A 19083-nucleotide genomic window follows, 5' to 3' on the forward strand; every position below is an offset into this window, starting at 1 on the left:
GGTAACAAAATGACTGCACCCCGGACGCTGACTCGAGCGCGGCAAGATTTGGCTGAGTTTCTCCGTAAACATCGAGAGAAAATCGCACCGGAAGAGGTAGGTCTGCCTCGTGGCCGCCGAAGGCGTACGCCAGGGTTAAGGCGCGAAGAAGTCGCTGCGTTAGCGGGCGTGGGACTGACTTGGTATACCTGGTTAGAGCAGGGGCGCGATATTAGCGTATCGGCGACCTTTCTGGACAATCTAGCCAAAGCGCTTAAGTTGGATGCGACTGAGCGACGCCATTTGTTCTTGCTGGTTCATCAGCGGTTACCCTCTGAGCTAGGCAAAACCTGGTGCAGCGTGCCACCGCTGATCCAAACGTTGATGGACGATTTGCCGACACGGCCTGCGTATATTCTTAACTTACGCTGGGATGTGCTGGCGTGGAATGATGCCGCCGATAAGCTCTTCAGCTTCTCATCCCATGTGCCTGAGCGCCGCAATCTGCTGTGGCTGTTATTTACCGACCCTGGTATGCGTCAGCGTTTATCACCTTGGAAAGCGCAGGTCAGCCAAATGCTATCCAGCTTTCGGCGCGACTTTGCCCGTGCGGCTCAAGATCCCACCATTGATGAGCTTATTGAAGAATTAACCAAGGTCTCGCCCGAATTTAAGTTGATGTGGAAAAACCAGGAGGTCAACGCCCCTTGTCAGGGAGTGCGTCATCTTTACCTTGAAGAGCTGGGCGAGGTGGCGTTCGAGCACACGACGCTCACTGTTGATGAAGAGCGCCATCTACGATTGGTTTATTATGCTCACCAAGGTAACTGCGCAGAGGAACAAGCCTTTAATGGCTGGATAGTCGCTAGTAAGATTAATAGTTATCGTAAAGAAAATAATAATGATTTGTATTAACTGTTGGCTGTTATTAGAATATCCCTCCGTTTGCTGATCGTTTATCGGAGGGGGAATGCCTGTTTCAGCTGAGAAGACGCCATTGGCCGAGATGTATAATGCACATCATGGCTGGTTGCAGTGTTGGCTGCAGCGCAAAACAGGCTGTAGCTGGCAGGCGGCTGATCTGGCTCAGGATACCTTCCTGCGCATTCTCTCTTCTCCCAATCATTCCTCCCAAATTAGCAAACTTCATGAGCCACGTAGCTTTCTGACCGCCATCGCCCGCCGGGTATGGGTGGACTTCGTGCGTCGGGATGCGTTGGAAAAAGCCTGGTTAGAAGCTTTGAAGCAGCAACCTGAGCCAGTGGTCGTCTCACCAGAAGAGCAGGCCTTGATTCTGGAAACCCTGCTGCAGATTGATGAAATGTTGGAAGGGTTAGGCCATAAGGTAAGCCAAGCATTCTTGCTCTGTCATTTAGAGGGGCTACGTTATGCCGAGATCGCCAAACGCTTGGGAGTGTCCGTCAGCTCGGTGAAAAAGTACATGGCCAAGGCGACTGAACACTGTTTGCTGTTGATGTGCGAAGAATCGCTATGAGCGATACCCAGGCAGCCCGTAAAGATACCCTCAGAGCGGCTGCCCGCTGGTACGCGTTGCTGTGCTCGGAGGATGTTACTGAACAGCAAAAACAGGCACATAATGCTTGGTTGGAAGCGGATCCGAATCATGTTCAGGCTTGGCAGCAGGTGGAAAAACTGCGTCAGCAATTGCAGGTGATTCCTGGCACTCTTTCGCTCAATGCGTTGCAGATCAAACAACGCCAGAGTCATAGCCGGCGAGCCGTGCTGCGCGGTTTTGCCTTGTTGGCAGTGGGAAGCGCCCTAGGCTCGTTGGCTTGGCAGCAGACTCCAGTGGAAAGCTGGATGGCCAGCCACCGTACCGCGCGGGGCGAGCGTCGCCAATATACGCTGGCGGACGGTACGCAACTGGTGCTCAATACCGCCACCGCACTGGATGTAGTGGAAACCTCGACCTCACGATTGATTCGTCTCTATGCTGGTGAAATCTTTATTCGCACGCAGGATGGCGCTGAAAACGCCAGCGCTGCTAAAACGCTTCAAGTGCATACCGAGCAGGGCACTGTGGTGCCGTTGGGCACCGTGTTTACCGTGCGCAAGCTGGATACGTCGACCCAGGTTACCGTGTTGGAAGAGGAGGTCGAGTTGATTCCGCAGTCGGCGGGTGGCAAGACGCAACGCCTTGTTGCCGGAGAGCAGGCGCAGATGAGCTCGGTTAATGTGGACGTTGCCACCGCCAACGCTCAGGCGGATAGCTGGACGCGCGGTCTACTGGTGGCGGTAGACTGGCCACTGAGCCGTTTGGTGGCGGAGTTGGGTCGTTACCGTACAGGCATGCTGCGTTGTGATCCCGCTATTGCCGGGCTGAGGGTATCAGGCGCTTTTCCTATTGATGACACCGATCGGGCACTGCAAGCCATTGCTAATGCACTGCCGGTTAGCATCGTCCGCCTGACCCATTATTGGGTAACGATAAAAGCGATCGGATAAAAAAAGAATTATTTATTGTCCCTTTTTCGATCTCGTTCGACCTAGAGATAAATCTACCGACTCTGGACTTGACGAGATTACGATGACCACACCCTTTAAGCCCAAGCAGACACTTATATCACTTCGATACCACCATGGCGGTCAACCCTCGCGTGCGCTTGGCGGCATCGCCCTGGGTTGTGCCTTGATGAGTTCGATGGTGTTGTTGCCTATTCAGGCAGCACAGGCGCAAACAGCGGGCGGTCAGTCGCAGCAGGCTACTAGCCAACAGACATATAACATTGAACCGGGACCACTGGGCAGTGTATTGAGTCAGTTCGCCAGCCATGCCGGCGTTGTGTTGTCTTTTTCCGCTTATCTCACTGATGAGCTGCACAGTGCTGGATTGAATGGTCGTTATAGCGTGGACGAGGGATTTGCCCAGTTGCTTCAGGGCAGTGGTTTGAAAGTGTTCAAGCGAGGGCCTGCGGACTATGTCATGGAGAAAACGGGTAGCTCAGAAAACATGGTGTTAGATACCGTGGAAGTGGTGGGCAGCCGAATCGCTAGTGATGGTTATTTGGCCTTTAGCACCTCGGCAGGTAGCAAAACCGATACACCGCTGATAGAGCTTGCGCAAAGCATCAGTGTGGTCACCGCAGAGCAGCTTCGTGACCGCCAGCCGTCGTCCGTAGAGCAGGCGGTGGCCTACACGGCAGGGGTTCGAGTGGAAGCGTCGGGGATGGACCCGCGCTTTGACTTGATCTCGGTGAGGGGGTTTCCGACGGTATATCATGGCGATTTTCTTGATGGCTTGCGCCAACCCAATAGTGGCTGGCTCTCTTACTATTCCACCGTGCCCTATAACCTGGAACGCATTGAGGTGGTTAAAGGCCCCGATTCGATGCGCTATGGTCAGCTTTCACCCGGTGGGCTGGTGAACCGGGTCAGCAAGCGTCCGCAGGTAGATGCGACGAAGGAAGTGCAGCTGCAGGTCGGCAGTCATGACCACCTGCAAGGCCAGTTCGATGTGGGGGGAGATATAGGCAGCGATGTGCAGTACCGCTTGGTGGGTGTTATGCGCGATGCACAAACAGATATCGAACAGGTGGATAATGACGTCACCTTGCTGGCGCCTACTCTCCATTGGCAGATGAGCGAACGTACCGACATTACCTTTATTACGCAGTATCAGGAGCGCCAGACCTCCGCCTCACCGCGCCCTTATCAGGATGGTGATAACTTGACCCATTTTTGGGCTGGCGATGAAGATTACGACAAGCTGGATCAACAGCAGTGGGCACTGGGCTATGAATTTAACCACCGTTGGAGTGACCAACTGCAACTGCAGCAAAATGTACGCTACGGTCAGGTGGATGCCACTAACCAGTACCTTTCAGCAGGTACCTTAGCCGGTACAACGCTAAACCGCAGCAGTGTCGGCCTTTACGAAGAGATGGAGTCGCTTAGCACCGACACCCGGCTGATGGCGACCTTTGATCAGGGCGCGGTGGAGCACCAGGTGATGTTAGGCGTCGATTACGCCTATCTTGAGAACGATGTTATTTATGCGGGTGGCAGCGCGCCGTCGATCGATATCGACAACCCGGATTATAGTCAGCCTGTCGCTCAGCCGAGTAACGTTTGGACCAACGACAGTGGTAAAAACCATCGTAGAGGCCTTTATTTACAGGATCAGATTAAACTCGATAACTGGCGTTTGACCGCCGGTCTGCGTCGCGATTGGGTGCGGGACGAGACTCGCAACAACCTCACTGGTACTACTAGCGAAAGCCAAGATGAACAGAACACGTGGCGGTTTGGCGCACTTTATGCGTTCAATTCAGGGTTATCTCCGTACTTTAGCTATGCACAGTCGTTTTTGCCGGAGAGCGGCACCGATGCAAGCGGCAATGACTTTGACCCTACCGAGGGTGAGCAGTTTGAGTTGGGGGTGAAATACCAGCCAGTGGGCAGCGAAGCGATGTTGACTGCGGCGATCTACCAGATTGATGAAACCAACCGTAAAACCACCGATCTCGACAATCCGCTGTTTCAAATCCAAACCGGAGAGGTGCGCACCCGTGGGGTGGAGCTTGAGGCTGTTGGGAATGTCACCGATAACCTGCGTATGACGGCAAGTTACAACTATAACCGTAGCGAAATCACTGTAGATAACGATGGCAACGAGGGGAGCGACTTGGCGAATACTCCACGCCATCTAGCGTCCCTTTGGGTGGACTATCGCGTTCCTGCGTTGGAACGACTGCATCTTTCCGGTGGCGTGCGCTACACCGGGAGTGAGTATATTGATAACGCCAACAGCAATAAAAACGCTGGATACAGCCTGATTGATATGGCGGCTCACTATGATTTCGCGGGTTCTTTACAGGGAGTTCGTGCCAGCCTCAACGCCACTAACGTCACGGACGAAGAGCATATCTCCTGCGAGGGCATCTATTGCTATCGTGGTGCTGGGCGCAGTCTGATTGGTAGCGTTGCTTACCGGTGGTGATGAAATGACAGTGTCGCGAGGGCAAGTAGTCATGAAGCAGTTCGTGAGTAGCGTTGTATTTTTCTGGTTGGCGTTAGTCGCTACAGCGGGGCAGGCAGCGCAAGTCGATGAGTCAGCCGCAACGGTTGAGCGTCAGGTAACCCTCGATCAGACGCTGGAATGGACGATGCAAAACGATCAGGGCGCCACCTATCGTATCCTGATCAGTAAACCGGAAGGCGAAGTGCCCTACAGTGGTGGCTACCCAGTGATTTATGTGCTGGATGGCAACGCCTATTTCGCCTCTTTACATGAGGCTAAGCGGGCGCAAGAGCAGTTTCGCCAAGCCATCATTGTGGGTATTGGTTATCCAGGAGAAACGCCGCATAACTTTCTGCGGCGCTCCTACGACTTATCTCCGCCGGTGGCAGAGGAACACAACGAACCACCTCAAGGAGGGCAGGATGAACTGCTCGATTTTATCGAGCATAGCTTAATGCCGGCGGTCGCCGAGCGCTTCCCTGTGGATGCTAATCACCAGAGCCTTTATGGGCACTCGTTCGGCGGCATGTTTGCGATTTATGCCTTATTTACTCGGCCGGATCTGTTTAACCACATTGTCGCGGCCAGCCCTAGTCTCTGGTGGAACAATAGCTACCTATTAAAACATGAACGTGATTTTAGGCAGCAGGTAGAAGCCGGAGAAGTAAATGCTATCCATCACAGCCTGTCATTGGTCGTCGCTGATAACGACTCACTGCAGAACCAGCAGGATGCTAGCCAGCTATACCAGCGTATTGAAGCATTGTCAGCATACGGTTTGCGTAGCAGTTTTCACACCGTGGAGGGCGAAGATCATATGTCCGTTCCCTTTGTGCTGGAATCGCGTGTTCTCAAACAGCTTGTGGGCACCCGAGGCGGCTGAATGAGTGATTTAGGCGATCAAGTACTTCCCTGGCAGCTGTTCAGCTAAAAACTCCATAAACAGCCGGGTGCGCTGTGAAAGCGTGGTTTGGCGGTAGTACACGGCATTGACCGCTTGGGTCTGCATTTCTATGCAGCGGGGTAATACATCCACCAGTGTGCCGTTGCGACGGGGAGTGATGGTCATAAAGTCGGCGAGGCAAACAATACCTTCTCCTGCAATGGCCAGCTCTATTAGCGTACTTCCGCTGGAGGCCGCCAGCGTTGGAGTGATATGCAAGGGTTGGCCATCGGCGCGGCACAGAGGCCAGCGGTTGAGATGATCGAGCTGGCTGAAGCCTAGCAAGCTGTGGTCTTGAAGGTCGTCGATGCTTTGCGGCGCGCCGTGACGTTCAATGTAGGCGGGGCTGGCCAGAAGGCGCAGCGGGCTGTAGCCAAGGAGGCGGGCGTGTAGCGACGAGTCTTCTAGCTTGCCAATGCGGATGGCCAAATCAACCCGCTGCTCCAGTAAATCTATAAAGCGGTCATGGGTATCGAGTTCCAGGGTAATACCAGGGTAGCGTGCGCGGAACTCGCCAATAATCGGCACAATCATGAACTGCATAAAGCTGGGAGCGGCGTTGATCCGTAACCTGCCTTGAGGCTGATTGTGGCGATCCAGCATCGCCTCTTCGGCTTCTTCCACGGCGGCGAGAATACGGCGGCAATGGTTTAGAAATGTTTCTCCCTCTTCGGTCAGCTCCAGGCGACGCGTGGTTCTACGAAGTAGGGTAGCGCCGAGTTTTTGCTCCAGGCGGTTGAGCGCACGGCTAACCCCAGAAACGGTCAGGCCAAGCCGTTCGGCGGCACCGGTGATTGAGCCGCTATCGACGACTGTCACAAAGGTCTGCTGTTCTTCAAGGGTGCTTTTCATTGAGTGCTGTTCATAGCGTCATCGGTTGCCTTAATGGCGAACACCTTGTTTGTTGATTTTAAATCAAAAGTGTCTTGCTGAAGTGTCGCTATTTTTTCGCATGTTTTGAACTCACAATACCGCTCATTAAACGCCATGCCAAAGAATATAAGCATGGATGTCAGGCTATCATGAGAGGTTTTATTAATGAAAATTCTGCTGATTAATGGCGGTAAAGCGTTTGCACACTCTGGCGGTGAACTCAATAATACGCTGCACGACGTGGCAGTAAGCGCTCTACAGGAAATGGGCTATCAGATACGCGAGACGGTGATTGATCAAGGCTATGACCTGAAGGCCGAGGTGCAGAATTACCTGTGGGCGGACACGATTGTGTATCAAATGCCTGGCTGGTGGATGGGCGCGCCCTGGATTGTGAAGCGCTACATCGATGAGGTATTCACAGAAGGCCACGGCTCGCTTTACGCCAGCGATGGCCGTAGCCGCCAAGACCCGAGCAAACAGTACGGCAGTGGTGGCTTGCTACAGGGGCGTCGCTATATGTTGTCGTTAACCTGGAACGCGCCTTTGGAAGCGTTCGATGAACCGGATAACTTCTTTGAAGGTCGCGGTGTGGATGGTGTCTACTTCCCGTTCCACAAATCTCAGGAATTTATTGGCTTAGAAGCCCTACCGACCTTTATCGCCAACGACGTAATAAAGGCTCCAGATGTAGCACGCGACAAAGCTGCCTATCGCAAGCATCTGCGCTGCGTACTTGGTTAGGTTTCGACAAACCCTAAGTACGACTCAATCGATAGCGCAACTTGGGCAGTGTGCGAGCGACGGGCGGTAGGCGGGTTGCCATAACTAGTGCAGCAATGGCGGCATACATGGCCCACTCTTGCATGTCGGCGCGCACTACCCAGAAGAAGTGCAGTAGCACCAAGCCTAAAATGACATAGGCAAATTTGTGTAGCGGCTTCCAGCGTTTACCTAAGCGGCGCATCGACCATTTGTTAGAGGTCGCCCCTAATACGGCAAGGCCGATCAGTGCGATCATGCCGACAATGATGTAGGGCCGTTTGACCAGCTCGCTACCCAACAGTGCCCAGTTAAGCCCTAGAATAAACAGCGCATAGCTGAGCATGTGCAGGGTAGCGTAGGCGAGTGTCCACAGACCAAGCTGACGGCGGATCAATGCAAAACCCTTCCAGCGGGTGAGCTTGGTGAGCGGCGTAAGGCTTAGCGTGAGCAGCAGCATCCATAGCCCGCCAATGCCGATGTTCAGCAGTAGGTAGTTGCCCGGCTCGGGGCCTGCGGCGTTAATCGCTACCTGCCAGCCCCAGAACACCAGCGGCGCGAGCGCCGCCAGGAAAACGCCTACCCGCCACAGTAACCATACCCGTGGCGCAGCCATTAGTAGTGCTTCCTTAAATCCATGCCAGCATATAGCTCGGCGACCTCGTCGGCATAGCCGTTGAACATCTGGGTATCAATGGTATTAGCGTTGAACAGGCTGTTGGGAAGCCGCCGCTCGGTGGCTTGGCTCCAGCGTGGGTGGTCAACTTGTGGGTTAACGTTGGCGTAAAAGCCATACTCATCAGCGGCGATTTTCTGCCAGGAGTTGACCGGCTGCTCTTCCACCAGTGAGATACGCACAATCGATTTAATGCTTTTGAAGCCATACTTCCAGGGCACTACCAGCCGCAAGGGAGCGCCGTTCTGGTTGGGCAGTTCACGGCCATACATGCCCATGGCGAGCAGTGTTAGCGGGTTCATGGCTTCGTCTAGGCGCAAACCTTCTACGTAAGGCCAGTCGATTATCGAGAACGAAGAGCGCTGGCCAGGCATTTGCTCTGGGTCCACCAGGGTTTCAAAGCGCACGTACTTGGCTTTGCTAGTGGGGTCAGCACGTCGAATCACCTCCGCAAGGGGGATGCCAAGCCAGGGTATCACCATCGACCACGCTTCTACGCAGCGCAGGCGGTAAATGCGCTCTTCAAACTGCGCGGGCTTAGCGAAGTCTTCTAGGGCAAAGCGCCCGCCGTTATTTACTTCACCATCGACCACTACGCTCCAGGGTTGGGTTTCCAGGTTGCCTGCATGACGGGCGGGATCACGTTTATCGGTGCCAAACTCAAAAAAGTTGTTGTAGCCGCTGGCATCGTCAAAAGGGGCGATTTTATCTTTATCAGGGTCGCTGGGGGTGATAGCTCGCCATTGGGTGTCGCCGATTTTTTCCCTCAGCCAAGCTGGGGCATCGCCTTCTGGCACATCAGCATAATCTTCGCTGGCGCGGACATGGCCGGAGAGGGCAAGCCCCGCGCCTAAACCCGCCATGCCGCCCATAAAGCGTCGCCGGGAGAGGTAAATAGATTCCGGTGTTACATCGGATTCGTGTAAATCACTCGGTTTGGCAATCTTTATAAGCATGTGGTGTCTCCACTCGCTATGGGGAAAGGGTGTGACTACTGTGACCAGTTTGCATGAGAGTTATCACAACCAACTCTCTAGGTTATTACGTATTTATAACGTTGGCGGGCGAGGGGGCGGTGGGTAACCGTATACAGAACGATGCTCCGCCGCTGGTTAGGTTTTCGACACTGATATCACCGCCCTGAAGTGTCATGATTCTGCGCGCAATCGCTAGCCCTAGCCCGGCATGGCCAGCGCCACTAGAGGTTTCGCCACGGTAAAACGGGTCAAAGATATGCGGCAGATCCTGTTCCGCAATGCCTGGGCCGCTATCTTGTATGCAAACCTGTGGTTCTCTATTCGTTTGACTGAGCACAACGTTGATGTGGCCGCCAGCGGGGCTGTAAGCAATGGCGTTGCTGATTAAGTTGTCCAGCACACGTTCGGTCATCGCTAGGTCGGCATACGCGGTTGGCAATGCTGGGTTGCCACTTAACGTTAGCGCCAAGTGGTTGTCGCGCGCAGTCTGGCCGTGCTTCTGCACCACGTCATGGACCAGCTCTGCTAGCGGGAAGGGCTCTGGCACCGGCTGTTTCTCTCTTGCTTCTAGTGCAGCAAGCTCGAAGAGCTCATCCACTAAGCGGCTTAACCGACGGCCCTCTTTGAGGGCAATGTCGAGAAAGCGATCTTGTTCTTGGGGGCTGAGCCGATCACGCCTTAATTTCAGACTTTCGATATAGCCTTGCATGGAGGCTAGCGGGGTGCGCAGGTCGTGGGATACTTGGGCGATCAAACGACGGCGCTGAGCATCTTTTTCGGTCAGCTGTTCGATTTGGCTGGCAATTCGATGGGCCATGTCGTCGAAGGTAACGTCCAGATAGTCGATCTCGTCACGCACCACGGGCTGTTTGTCGTGCCATTTGTTGTCAAGTTGGAGCTGACTCATGTCGCTGTTCTCGAACGCTTCTACTCGCCGTGTTAATGATCTCAAGCGGCGGGTCAGCAGGCGGAAAATAGTCAGCCCTGCAAGCATCGCCACTGCCAGACTGACCAGCAGCGCCCAGGCGCTCATTTCCAGTAGTTTGCCGCCACGGGCCATGGTTTCCGCCGCGTCGTACTCTTCACCTCGTAGTACGACATAAAGGTATCCTTCGGGGTTGTCTGCTGTTGGCACTGGAGTAACGGAAAAAACTTTCTGCCGGTCATGGCTGCGGGGGTCGTCGCCAAGTATCGGATAAAGGCTCATGTCATCCATCAGCCTGTGTATAGGGGCCATCGATACTTGCTTGCGTTTAATCTTCGCTGGATCTGCTGAATAAGACAGAATGGTGCCATCTAGCCCTAGCAGGTAGATCTCGATGCTGGGATTAATGGCCATGTAGAGTGCGAACAGTTCTTCTAAGGCGCTACTATCGAGTTGCCCGTTGCTGACTAAATTTCTGTCTGATACTAGGTTTTTGGCCAGGTTCTGGTGTAACGCCTGATTGACCGAGGCGTTGTACTCACGCAGCGAATAGAGGCTGATGAAGGTATATAGCAGGCCGACGGCGAGCAATAACAGAAACAAGCCTAAGGCTAGCCGGGTGTAGAGTGTTTTCAGCATAACTTATTCGCGGAAGCGATAGCCCACCCCCCAAACGGTTTGGATAAATATCGGGTCAGCAGGGTCCGCTTCTATCTTGCCCCGTAAGCGGTTGATATGGGTGTTGACGGTATGCTCGTAACCTTCGTGGCTGTAGCCCCACACAGTGTCGAGTAGCTGGGTACGACTGAATACCTGACCTGGGTGGCTGGCAAAGTGCCATAGCAGATCAAACTCCCGCGCGGTGAGTTCGACGGGCTGATCTTTTATAAACACCCGCCGACGCAGCGGATCAATGCGCAGTCCGTCGGTGATTAGTACTTGCTGGCTGGGTTCCGTGACGGTGGCAGATGCCATAGCATCTACGCGTCGAAACAAAGCTTTCACCCTTGCGGATAGTTCAGCCACACTGAAAGGCTTAGTGAGGTAATCATCCGCCCCCATTTCCAGACCTAGCACGCGATCAAGCTCCGTACTTTTGGCGGTTAGCATTAGTACCGGAACGTAACCTGGGCCGGAGCGAATTTCGCGGCAAATCGACAGCCCGTCCAGACCGGGCAGCATCAAGTCGAGAATTACTAGATCGATACCCCCTTCACGAAAACGTTCAAGCCCGGTATCACCCCGTTCACAAAGAACGGGGTTCATACCAAGCTCGGCCACATGCATGCGGACGAGCTCACCAATACCCGGGTTGTCCTCAATAATCAGTACGTTTCGTGTCATAGCTGTCCCAGCTTTGGAGTGCTCAGATTAATCGTGTGGCAGAAGCTCGTATTTCCTCGTCTTACATGTCCTCGTCTTGCATTTCCATGTCTTTTTCCATTTCCATGCCATCGTCAGACATGCTGTCATCGTGCATATCCCCGTCCATAGAATCGTCCATCGCGTCGGACATATCATCCATCGCCATGTCACTTTTGCCCATAGACTGCGACATGTCACTTTCCATCATGCCCTCTTCGGACATCATGTCATCGGCGTGGCTAGCCGTTGCCATTAGGCTAAATAAGCAGATAGCAGTGACTGTAGTAAGCTTGTTCATAGAGATGTCTCCCCAAGATTTAAGCCTGCCGAACTAGCAGGTTCAAATCCTATCCTAGATGCTCTGCATCACAGCTGGGTCACGGGGTGATATAGAGTGTATCGCGCAAAGTTCACAAATGTGTCACGGGGACGCTAACGATAGGGCGATGTCTGCAATAACGCTTCCCCTTATTTCAATCAGTGTGCTTCAGCAAGGAGAGCGCTCATGGCCACTACACGCCGTAAACTCATGTCGTTAATTGAGCAGGGAGTGATACCTCCTGAACAAGTGCCGTTAGCGGTTGAGGTGGCGGGACTGCACCCGTCGCCCCACGCCTGGGCGCTGTTGATTGACCGGCTGCTGCTGTGGCTGGGTGGCTTAGCATTGGCTTGCGCGGTGATGTTTTTCGTGGCTTTCAATTGGGCCGATATGGGTCGCCTGCCACGCTTTGCGTTAGTGCAGGCCGCGTTGGTGTTAGCGGCAGGCATAGCGGTGTGGGGTAGTGCGAGTGCGATGCTGTTCCGCGTGGCGTTAGCTGCGGCGTTTCTGTTGATAGGAGTGCTACTGGCGCTGGTTGGTCAGGTTTACCAAACGGGTGCTGACCCATGGCAGTTGTTTTTCGTTTGGTCCCTGCTTAGTTTGCCGTTGGTATGGATCGCTCGTTTTGATGCCCTTTGGGTGGCATGGCTAGGACTTTTGAACCTATCAGTGTGGCTGTATAGCAGCACCTGGGGCGGCATTTTAGGCAGTGTGTTCTTAGCTGATAATGCCGCTTTATGGGGACTGGTACTGATCAACTTAGCGGCTCAAATTGTGTGGGAATGGGGTGTGCAGCGCCGCAACTGGCCGGGGCGTTGGGCGATTTGCTTGTTGGCACTGGGTAGCGGTATACCGCTGACGCTACTGATGATGACGTGGGTGAGTGGGAAAACGTATGCGTTGACAGCGATTGTGGCGGTTTACCCTGTATGGTTGGCAGTGCTGTATGGCGTTTATCGTCAGTGGCGGCTTGAGCTATTTATGTTGGCAGGGGGCTGCGTATCGGTGATTACAGTAATCACACTACTGCTCGCACGCTACGTACTATGGGAAGGCCAGTGGCACGAAGGCGGCTTACTGTTGCTGGCAGGTGCGGTCTTTGCCATGGGGGCGGCAGCGGTGATGTGGCTGAAGCGATTGAATGCCGAGGAGACGTCATGAGCCAGTCTATGAGTACGTTAAAACAGCGATTAGCTCAGGCTGGTATTTCGCTAAATGAGCCTTCATCTACAGCGCCGCTAGACTCACCCTGGTTTGTGCGGGTTGTGCAGGCGTTTTTCGGTTGGTTAGCCGCGCTGTTTCTGTTGGGGTTTATTGCCACGGCAGTTGTGTTTGTACTGAAAAGCTCAGTGGCTTCGCTTGTCGTAGGCGGCCTGCTGATTGGCGGGGCATTTGCGCTATTACGCGCCGCGCGAAGCGATGTACTGGAGCACATGGCGCTGGCGTTTAGCTTAGCAGGGCAATTATTAGTGGCCTGGCCAGCGGTCGAGAGGTGGGGTTTTTCCGCCAGCCTATGGTGGAGTTTGCTGGCGCTGCAGTGCGTGCTGGCGCTGATCATGCCGAGCCAGGTTCACCGCAGTATGTCGGCGTTTTTAGCAAGTTTAGCGTTAACGATGGCGCTAGCAGCCAATGGACTGGCACCGGTGGCGATTGGCATGGTGGTGCTGGTGCTGACACTGCTTTGGTTGAATGAATGTCGTTGGCCTGGGCGCATAGGGGCGGTTCAGGCATGGGGGGCTGGACTGTTAATGGGAGTGTTGGTGCTTCAAGGGCAGGCGTACTCTAACCAGCTTGCTTGGCTTTACGGTTCAGACACTCAGTGGTTTGACCCATGGCTTGCCAGTTGGCTGAGCACTGCTTTGGTGGCGCTGGCCTTAGTGTGCGTCATCCTTCAGGCACTTCGTCAGCACTCTCAGACTACTATTGCACAACGCTTGGTAATTTATGGCGCAGTCGCGCTAGTGGCGGTGGTAACAGTGTATATGCCGGGGCTTGGCGCTGGAGTTACCGTCCTATTGCTCGGATTTACGCTGAGTCACCGGATGCTGATGGGAAGCGGTATTGTGTTACTCCTGATGGCGGCTAGTAATTATTACTACTGGCTGGAGGTGACGCTGTTGATGAAATCACTCATGTTGCTGGCAATGGGGGCGTTGCTGTTATCCATTCGCTGGGTACTGAAGCGTTGGTGGTTAAACCGGTGGTTAACAGTGCATAAGCCCGCGCCGCTAGGAGATGCTAATGAGCCGTAACGTGAAGCGAAGCCGCTGGATAGTCATTGCGACCACTGCTGTTGTGCTAGCGGTGGTTAACTGGGCCATTTGGCAGAAAGAGCATCACTTAGCCGAAGGTGAAATTGTCTATTTGGAGCTTGCCCCGGTTGATCCGCGCTCGTTAATGCATGGTGACTACATGGTGCTAAGTTTTGCCTTGGCTAACCGTATTCGTATGCAGCGTGCAATTGATCGCCACGAAGAGGCGGATGGAAATGTCATGCCAACGGCGGCCAATGGTCGTGTGATAGTTCGTTTGGATGAGGCATCAATCGCTCACTTCCAGCGCTTGGATGATGGCACGCCGCTCGGCGACGACGAAAGGCGTTTACGTTATCGGCTGCGCCATGGGAACGTGCGCTTTGCTACGGATGCATTTTTCTTTCAGGAAGGGCACGCTGAGCGTTTTGAGCCCGCCCGCTACGGTCAGTTCCGAGCCAATGAGCACGGCGAGCTGCTGCTAGAGGCGCTATATGATGCATCACTAAACCGTTTGGGAGAGATGGAACGGTGATGTGCTGCATCAGTGTTCAATACCTATGGCGGCATAACGCTTGGCTAAGAAATCAAGCAGCGCCCTTACTGAGGGTAGTAAACCTCGGCGAGAGGGGTAAACCGCGTGGATGACTTCTCTGCGCGGTTGCCACTCAGGTAATACTTGCACTAGCTTATTTGAGGCCAACGAATCACTTAGCATTAAACTTGGAAGTTGTACCACACCAACGCCAGCTAGTGCTGCTCTATAAAGAGCGGTCATATCCGTGGTGATAAACCGTGGCGAATGTTCAATTCGGCACTCTTCACCGTCGCGTTGAAGGTGCCAGGCGTGGGCTTCTTCTGGCCTTGCTCTGCTTAGGCTAGGCAATGTGCAAAGGTCGTTGGGCGCTGATGGCATGCCGTGCTGTTCAATCAGTGTTGGGCTTGCTACCAAGCATTGCCCGCGATCTGATAGTACCTTCAGAACAAGCTCGCTATCTTCTAAAGGTAAGGGGCGGGCGCGGATCGAAATATCAAACCCCTCAATAAACGGGTCAACACTGCGGTTAGTTCCTTCCAGGTGTATCTGGACATCTGGGTAGAGCACCATGAAATCCGCCAGGATTGCACTCACGTGAAAGCTCAATAGCCCCGTGGGGCAACTGATACGGATGATACCGCAGGGCACTTGTTGGGTTTCTTCGATGAACTGCTGAGCCGCTTCAGCTTCCACTAACATGGCTTTGCAGTGTTGGTAGTAGCGTTGGCCAATATCCGTGAGTGTTAGATGGCGAGTCGAACGGTGCATCAAGCGCACGTTAAGCTGACTTTCTAGCTCTCCCACCCGTCTGCTTAATTTTGATTTGGCAATGCCCAGCGCGCGGCCTGCTGGAGAAAAACCTCCATGGTCGACTACCTTCACAAAATAATAAAGATCATTCAGATTAGGGGGCGTCATGTGTTCTCCCTGTGCAACGCTGTGTCTTAATTGCCTATCTAATCATTGAATCAGCGAACGACTAAACTCTGTATGGCATGCGCAAGAGCTGTTGGATCTGTGTTTTCCAAAAGCCCACTCAGGCTAATAGATAAAGGAGTATGTCATGGCTAACCCCTATGTTCGTCTCGATAAAGATAACGCCGCCGTTCTTTTAGTAGATCACCAAACTGGGCTGTTGTCCTTAGTTCGTGATATTGATCCTGATCGGTTCAAAAATAATGTACTGGCGCTTGCTGACTTGGCGAAATACTTTGGTCTGCCAACGATTCTTACCACAAGCTTCGAAGATGGCCCTAATGGGCCGCTGGTGCCTGAATTAAAAGAGATGTTTCCAGAGGCGCCTTACATCGCACGCCCTGGACAAATTAATGCCTGGGATAACGAAGATTTTGTAAAAGCGGTTAAGGCGACGGGTAAGAAACAGCTGATTATTGCGGGCGTGGTGACAGAAGTGTGTGTGGCTTTCCCGGCGCTTTCCGCACTTGAAGAAGAGTTTGATGTGTTCGTGATCACCGATGCATCGGGTACCTTTAACGAACTTACCCGTGATGCTGCCTGGGACCGTATGTCCAGCGCCGGTGCCCAGTTAATGACCTGGTTTGGTGCTGCCTGCGAACTTCATCGTGATTGGAGAAATGATATTGAAGGCCTAGGGGCGCTCTTCTCTAATCATATCCCCGACTATCGCAACTTAATGAATAGCTACAGTACTTTGACACAATCCTCTGAGAAGAAGTAAACCATGCTCATGACTGGGGGCAGGTAAGCCCCTGGTCATTACTTGCAAGGATGGCATTAATCGGTTGTTCATCAATTATGGAATACCACCATGCCCTCTGAACATAGTGCAGCATCACCCGAAGAGTCCGGTGCGATAACACTGAAGATATGTCATCGCGTGAAACCCGAGGCGCGGGCTGAGTATGAAGCATGGTTAAAAAAAATTATTCATGTGGCGGGTCAGTATCCTGGCCATCTTGGCGTGCATATTCTTCGTCCTGCGGAGGGGCACAATGATTATGAAATAGCGCTTAGGTTTGCCTCTCATGCTGAAGCCGGAAGATGGCTTGAGTCTGCCGAACGAAAGGCGTTGATCAATGATGCGTTACCGGCTTTTCGGGAAGAGGAGGTCATCCAGATTCAAAGCGGTATCGATTACTGGTTCTCGCCACCTAATGCACCTGTTAACAAACAGCCTGTGCGCTGGAAGCAGTGGCTTGTTACAACCTCGGTTATCTGGCCTCTCACCATGTTGGTTCCATTTCTTTGGGGGCCGCTTTTCGCATTATTTCCCTGGTTGAATACATGGGGTATTCGCCACGGTGTTGTCGCTGCCAGCGTGGTCGGGCTGGTGGTCTATGTGGTGATGCCCCGTGTAGTGCGTCTAGTCGCGTCATGGATGTTTCGCTGATATCTATTAAGTTATAGAAATAGTTCCTTGGCTGGGTAACGTGCAATACAAGAAGGAGAAGGCAATGTCTGATACACCTGCAAGCCCCTTTACCATTGAACATGAAACCAGCGATACCAAGGGACGCGATGTGCTCGCTTAACGAGTGTTCGACACTTTTCTGCCTCTCACTTCTGGAGAAACTCCTATGAGCTGGATGCCCGATATTGAGCCCAAATGTCCTTCCGCAGGCAACCTACACGATATTGAGACACTGATCGTACCTCGTGCGCACGACCTGGGTGGCTTTGAAGTACGGCGTGCGCTTCCTGCGCCCAAGCGCCAGATGGTGGGGCCGTTTATTTTTTTCGATCAGATGGGGCCCGCTGAATTTCTTAGAGAGGATGGTATCGATGTTCGTCCTCATCCCCATATTGGACTTGCTACGGTCACTTACTTGTACCAGGGAGAGTTCCAGCATCGTGACAGTCTGGGGACTAATCAGATGATTCATCCTGGGGCGGTTAATTGGATGGTTGCGGGTAATGGCGTGACCCATTCTGAACGTACTAGCCCCGCGACACGTCAAAATAAGCACTCTCTGTTTGGTATTCAGACGTGGGTGGCATTGCCTGAAGCATACGAAGATAAACCCGCCAGCTTTGCGCACCATGGGCAGGAGACATTGCCGCTGCTTAAAGGTGAGGGTAAAGAGGTTCGCTTGATTCTGGGTACGGCATGGGGTGAACAGGCGCCTGTGCAGACTTTTTCGGAGATGTTTTATGCGGATGCAGTTCTCCAGCCAGGCGCTAAGCTTCCTTTGCCAGATGGCCACGAAGATCGTGGACTCTATGTAACGTCGGGTAGCGTTAGCATTGCAGGGGATATCTTCGATGCGGGACAAATGATGGTTTTCCGCCCGGGTGACCCCATTACCGTAACTGCGGGCGAAAGCGGAGCTCGGCTAATGCTGCTCGGTGGCGAAACGCTCAATGGGCCACGCTATATCTCCTGGAACTTCGTTGCGTCTTCCCGGGAAAAGTTAGCGGCTGCTAAGCAGGCGTGGATGGAGGGTGACTTCGAGCATGGGCGATTTAAATTGCCGCCGGGGGACGATGAAGAATTCATTCCTTTTCCAGGCCAGCAGCGTAATTAATTGGTAGCAAAATGGCTGGCTGTTTAAGCCAGCCAGCCTAGTCGCTATTTAAATAGTATCCACTTAACTAGCTTGGCATATGGCCAAAGCGACCGTTGTTAAAGTCTTCTATCGCTTCAATGATGTCACGTTCGCTATTCATCACAAACGGCCCATGACCGACCACTGGCTCATTGAGCGGCTCGCCACTTAGCAGCAACATAGTTGCGTCGTTGTTGGCTTCAAGCGTCAGCGCATCACCTTCTCTAGAAAGCTCGGCCACTTGTGCTTCACGCAGTACCTCTTCGCCATTGATTTGAACCGTCCCTTTTAGCACGACCAGCAGGGTTGTCCATCCATCCGGCTGCGTCAGCGTGGTTGTCTGACCACCGTTTAGCCGCACATCCCAGACATTCATCGGAGAGAACGTCTGTGCAGGCCCCACGTGGGTATCCTGGTTGCCATCGACATAGTCACCTGCAATTAAGCGAACGCTACCCGCTTGCTCTGGCAATTCCACGACAGGAATCTGGGCATTAAAAATTGCCTGATAGCCTGGTGTAGCCATTTTGTCTTTGGCAGGTAAGTTTACCCACAGCTGCACCATCTCAAGCGTGCCGCCTTGCTCTGTAAACGCGGGCGAATGAAACTCATCGTGTAGGATACCCGCACCCGCCGTCATCCATTGCACGTCACCTGGGCCGATCACACCGCCTTTGCCCGTTGAGTCGCGGTGCGCCACTTCGCCTTGGTAGACAATCGTGACGGTTTCAAACCCTCGGTGCGGGTGTTGCCCGACACCACGTGGCCGTGTGGTGGGAGTAAAATCGGCAGGCCCGGAATAGTCCAGTAGCAAAAAGGGGCTCAACTGCTCGGAGCGTGGGCCATAGGAGAACAGCGAACGCGCCGGGAAACCGTCACCCACCCAGTGAGGGCGTGGCGCGCTAGTAACAGCTACTAACTTTTTCATCGTTTCTCCTTAAAGAGTACGTTGCTGGTTAAGAAGGG

The 19083-nt window shown here is 53.4% G+C and carries 20 protein-coding genes; 12 read left to right on the top strand and 8 right to left on the bottom strand.

Annotation, left to right across the window (positions count from 1 at the left end; translation table 11 throughout):
• Positions 1-9 precede the first annotated feature (9 nt).
• The 5 genes from HVE01_RS12965 (at position 10) to HVE01_RS12985 (ending at position 5843) form a co-directional block, all read left to right on the top strand.
• On the top strand, positions 10-894 hold the full coding sequence (locus HVE01_RS12965) for a helix-turn-helix transcriptional regulator (protein WP_146944594.1): 885 nt from the start codon (positions 10-12) through the stop codon (positions 892-894).
• 55 nt (positions 895-949) lie between these two features.
• The gene (locus HVE01_RS12970) at positions 950-1474 is read left to right on the top strand and encodes a sigma-70 family RNA polymerase sigma factor (RefSeq protein ID WP_146944596.1); all 525 of its coding nucleotides are present in this window, start codon (positions 950-952) and stop codon (positions 1472-1474) included.
• Positions 1471-2445, top strand: coding sequence for a FecR domain-containing protein (locus tag HVE01_RS12975; RefSeq protein WP_146944599.1), 975 nt, complete (start codon positions 1471-1473; stop codon positions 2443-2445). Before HVE01_RS12970 ends, HVE01_RS12975 begins: the two co-directional genes overlap by 4 nt.
• An 82-nt stretch (positions 2446-2527) precedes the next feature.
• On the top strand, positions 2528-4939 hold the full coding sequence (locus tag HVE01_RS12980) for a TonB-dependent siderophore receptor (protein ID WP_244973783.1): 2412 nt from the start codon (positions 2528-2530) through the stop codon (positions 4937-4939).
• A 31-nt stretch (positions 4940-4970) separates the two neighbouring features.
• Entirely contained in the window at positions 4971-5843 is an 873-nt protein-coding gene (locus tag HVE01_RS12985) for an alpha/beta hydrolase (protein WP_146944601.1), read from the top strand.
• 9 nt (positions 5844-5852) lie between these two features.
• On the opposite strand, the gene HVE01_RS12990 is transcribed toward HVE01_RS12985, so the two are convergent.
• Complete coding sequence (locus tag HVE01_RS12990; RefSeq protein WP_146944603.1) at positions 5853-6755, bottom strand: LysR family transcriptional regulator; 903 nt, start codon at positions 6753-6755, stop codon at positions 5853-5855.
• 186 nt (positions 6756-6941) lie between these two features.
• Between HVE01_RS12990 and HVE01_RS12995 the strand changes: the two genes are divergently transcribed.
• Positions 6942-7520, top strand: a complete 579-nt coding sequence (locus HVE01_RS12995) for an NAD(P)H-dependent oxidoreductase (protein ID WP_146944605.1) — start codon at positions 6942-6944, stop codon at positions 7518-7520.
• Positions 7521-7533: 13 nt separating this feature from the next.
• On the opposite strand, the gene msrQ is transcribed toward HVE01_RS12995, so the two are convergent.
• The 5 genes from msrQ to HVE01_RS13020 all read right to left on the bottom strand — a co-directional run bounded on the left by msrQ (position 7534) and on the right by HVE01_RS13020 (position 11779).
• Positions 7534-8154 (bottom strand): protein-methionine-sulfoxide reductase heme-binding subunit MsrQ, encoded by a 621-nt coding sequence (gene msrQ / locus HVE01_RS13000; protein WP_146944607.1) that lies wholly within the window; start codon positions 8152-8154, stop codon positions 7534-7536.
• The gene (gene msrP, locus HVE01_RS13005) at positions 8154-9170 is read right to left on the bottom strand and encodes a protein-methionine-sulfoxide reductase catalytic subunit MsrP (protein WP_146944609.1); all 1017 of its coding nucleotides are present in this window, start codon (positions 9168-9170) and stop codon (positions 8154-8156) included. Before msrP ends, msrQ begins: the two co-directional genes overlap by 1 nt.
• 85 nt (positions 9171-9255) lie before the next feature.
• Positions 9256-10755, bottom strand: a complete 1500-nt coding sequence (locus HVE01_RS13010; protein WP_146944611.1) for a sensor histidine kinase — start codon at positions 10753-10755, stop codon at positions 9256-9258.
• A 3-nt stretch (positions 10756-10758) separates the two neighbouring features.
• Positions 10759-11460, bottom strand: coding sequence for a response regulator transcription factor (locus tag HVE01_RS13015; RefSeq protein ID WP_125745919.1), 702 nt, complete (start codon positions 11458-11460; stop codon positions 10759-10761).
• A gap of 61 nt (positions 11461-11521) precedes the next feature.
• Entirely contained in the window at positions 11522-11779 is a 258-nt protein-coding gene (locus HVE01_RS13020) for a hypothetical protein (RefSeq protein ID WP_146944613.1), read from the bottom strand.
• Positions 11780-11986: 207 nt separating this feature from the next.
• Between HVE01_RS13020 and HVE01_RS13025 the strand changes: the two genes are divergently transcribed.
• Genes HVE01_RS13025 through HVE01_RS13035 form a run of 3 tightly spaced genes read left to right on the top strand, consistent with a single transcriptional unit; the run spans position 11987 to position 14587 of the window.
• A complete protein-coding gene (locus HVE01_RS13025; protein ID WP_146944615.1) occupies positions 11987-12961 on the top strand; it encodes a DUF2157 domain-containing protein in 975 nt (324 codons plus the stop codon).
• Complete coding sequence (locus HVE01_RS13030) at positions 12958-14052, top strand: DUF4401 domain-containing protein (protein ID WP_146944617.1); 1095 nt, start codon at positions 12958-12960, stop codon at positions 14050-14052. The genes HVE01_RS13025 and HVE01_RS13030 overlap by 4 nt, the downstream gene beginning before the upstream one ends.
• Positions 14042-14587: a GDYXXLXY domain-containing protein gene (locus HVE01_RS13035; protein WP_146944619.1), complete on the top strand. Its 546-nt coding sequence runs from the start codon at positions 14042-14044 to the stop codon at positions 14585-14587. The genes HVE01_RS13030 and HVE01_RS13035 overlap by 11 nt, the downstream gene beginning before the upstream one ends.
• 9 nt (positions 14588-14596) lie before the next feature.
• On the opposite strand, the gene HVE01_RS13040 is transcribed toward HVE01_RS13035, so the two are convergent.
• Complete coding sequence (locus tag HVE01_RS13040; protein WP_146944621.1) at positions 14597-15508, bottom strand: LysR family transcriptional regulator; 912 nt, start codon at positions 15506-15508, stop codon at positions 14597-14599.
• Positions 15509-15653: 145 nt separating this feature from the next.
• Between HVE01_RS13040 and ycaC the strand changes: the two genes are divergently transcribed.
• The 3 genes from ycaC (at position 15654) to HVE01_RS13055 (ending at position 18096) form a co-directional block, all read left to right on the top strand.
• Positions 15654-16289, top strand: a complete 636-nt coding sequence (gene ycaC / locus HVE01_RS13045) for an isochorismate family cysteine hydrolase YcaC (RefSeq protein WP_125745931.1) — start codon at positions 15654-15656, stop codon at positions 16287-16289.
• 90 nt (positions 16290-16379) lie between these two features.
• Positions 16380-16961 (top strand): antibiotic biosynthesis monooxygenase, encoded by a 582-nt coding sequence (locus HVE01_RS13050; protein ID WP_125745933.1) that lies wholly within the window; start codon positions 16380-16382, stop codon positions 16959-16961.
• A 187-nt stretch (positions 16962-17148) separates the two neighbouring features.
• Positions 17149-18096: a pirin family protein gene (locus HVE01_RS13055; protein WP_146944623.1), complete on the top strand. Its 948-nt coding sequence runs from the start codon at positions 17149-17151 to the stop codon at positions 18094-18096.
• A 67-nt stretch (positions 18097-18163) separates the two neighbouring features.
• Here the strand turns inward: HVE01_RS13055 and HVE01_RS13060 are convergent, their stop codons facing one another.
• Positions 18164-19045, bottom strand: coding sequence for a pirin family protein (locus tag HVE01_RS13060; protein ID WP_146944625.1), 882 nt, complete (start codon positions 19043-19045; stop codon positions 18164-18166).
• Positions 19046-19083: the final 38 nt, after the last annotated feature.

This window comes from Vreelandella venusta (genome assembly GCF_007989605.1).
Classification (GTDB): Bacteria; Pseudomonadota; Gammaproteobacteria; order Pseudomonadales; family Halomonadaceae; genus Vreelandella; species Vreelandella venusta.

What these genes read in the sequence shown, in the direction of transcription:
- HVE01_RS13010 (WP_146944611.1), bottom strand. Translation starts at nt 10,755, where the DNA reads ATGCTGAAAACACTCTACACCCGGCTAGCCTTAGGCTTGTTTCTGTTA.
- HVE01_RS12985 (WP_146944601.1), top strand. Translation starts at nt 4,971, where the DNA reads ATGAAGCAGTTCGTGAGTAGCGTTGTATTTTTCTGGTTGGCGTTAGTC.
- HVE01_RS13060 (WP_146944625.1), bottom strand. Translation starts at nt 19,045, where the DNA reads ATGAAAAAGTTAGTAGCTGTTACTAGCGCGCCACGCCCTCACTGGGTG.
- msrP (WP_146944609.1), bottom strand. Translation starts at nt 9,170, where the DNA reads ATGCTTATAAAGATTGCCAAACCGAGTGATTTACACGAATCCGATGTA.
- HVE01_RS13040 (WP_146944621.1), bottom strand. Translation starts at nt 15,508, where the DNA reads ATGACGCCCCCTAATCTGAATGATCTTTATTATTTTGTGAAGGTAGTC.
- HVE01_RS12965 (WP_146944594.1), top strand. Translation starts at nt 10, where the DNA reads ATGACTGCACCCCGGACGCTGACTCGAGCGCGGCAAGATTTGGCTGAG.
- ycaC (WP_125745931.1), top strand. Translation starts at nt 15,654, where the DNA reads ATGGCTAACCCCTATGTTCGTCTCGATAAAGATAACGCCGCCGTTCTT.
- HVE01_RS13055 (WP_146944623.1), top strand. Translation starts at nt 17,149, where the DNA reads ATGAGCTGGATGCCCGATATTGAGCCCAAATGTCCTTCCGCAGGCAAC.
- HVE01_RS13035 (WP_146944619.1), top strand. Translation starts at nt 14,042, where the DNA reads ATGAGCCGTAACGTGAAGCGAAGCCGCTGGATAGTCATTGCGACCACT.
- HVE01_RS12995 (WP_146944605.1), top strand. Translation starts at nt 6,942, where the DNA reads ATGAAAATTCTGCTGATTAATGGCGGTAAAGCGTTTGCACACTCTGGC.
- HVE01_RS12975 (WP_146944599.1), top strand. Translation starts at nt 1,471, where the DNA reads ATGAGCGATACCCAGGCAGCCCGTAAAGATACCCTCAGAGCGGCTGCC.
- HVE01_RS12980 (WP_244973783.1), top strand. Translation starts at nt 2,528, where the DNA reads ATGACCACACCCTTTAAGCCCAAGCAGACACTTATATCACTTCGATAC.
- HVE01_RS13030 (WP_146944617.1), top strand. Translation starts at nt 12,958, where the DNA reads ATGAGCCAGTCTATGAGTACGTTAAAACAGCGATTAGCTCAGGCTGGT.
- HVE01_RS12970 (WP_146944596.1), top strand. Translation starts at nt 950, where the DNA reads ATGCCTGTTTCAGCTGAGAAGACGCCATTGGCCGAGATGTATAATGCA.
- HVE01_RS12990 (WP_146944603.1), bottom strand. Translation starts at nt 6,755, where the DNA reads ATGAAAAGCACCCTTGAAGAACAGCAGACCTTTGTGACAGTCGTCGAT.
- HVE01_RS13020 (WP_146944613.1), bottom strand. Translation starts at nt 11,779, where the DNA reads ATGAACAAGCTTACTACAGTCACTGCTATCTGCTTATTTAGCCTAATG.
- HVE01_RS13050 (WP_125745933.1), top strand. Translation starts at nt 16,380, where the DNA reads ATGCCCTCTGAACATAGTGCAGCATCACCCGAAGAGTCCGGTGCGATA.
- msrQ (WP_146944607.1), bottom strand. Translation starts at nt 8,154, where the DNA reads ATGGCTGCGCCACGGGTATGGTTACTGTGGCGGGTAGGCGTTTTCCTG.
- HVE01_RS13025 (WP_146944615.1), top strand. Translation starts at nt 11,987, where the DNA reads ATGGCCACTACACGCCGTAAACTCATGTCGTTAATTGAGCAGGGAGTG.
- HVE01_RS13015 (WP_125745919.1), bottom strand. Translation starts at nt 11,460, where the DNA reads ATGACACGAAACGTACTGATTATTGAGGACAACCCGGGTATTGGTGAG.